The organism is Lysinibacillus sp. RU7 (genome assembly GCF_057837305.1).
Genome location: NZ_JBYQFK010000359.1, coordinates 1 through 229, shown reverse-complemented (window position 1 = coordinate 229; position 229 = coordinate 1). Strand labels below are relative to the sequence as shown.

The following is a 229-nucleotide window of genomic DNA, read 5'->3' as shown; positions in this document are numbered from 1 at the left end:
CGTTTCTGACTCTTTAGAAATGGCCCGTTTCGGACGAGATCATGCTGCCTCAACACTGGTTGTTGCTGGGGTCAAATTTATGGGAGAAACAGCAAAAATTCTGTCTCCTGAAAAAACAATTTTAATGCCGACACTTGAAGCAACCTGCTCACTAGATTTGGGCTGTCCTGTCGATGAGTTCACGGCATTTTGTGATCAGCACCCTGACCATACCGTAGTTGTTTATGCC

The 229-nt window shown here is 45.4% G+C and carries 1 protein-coding gene; it reads left to right on the top strand.

Translation table 11 applies throughout. From position 1 onward, the window contains the following. A partial coding sequence (gene nadA / locus AC3II9_RS22720) for a quinolinate synthase NadA (RefSeq protein WP_489159062.1) occupies nt 1–229 on the top strand: 229 nt, incomplete at both ends.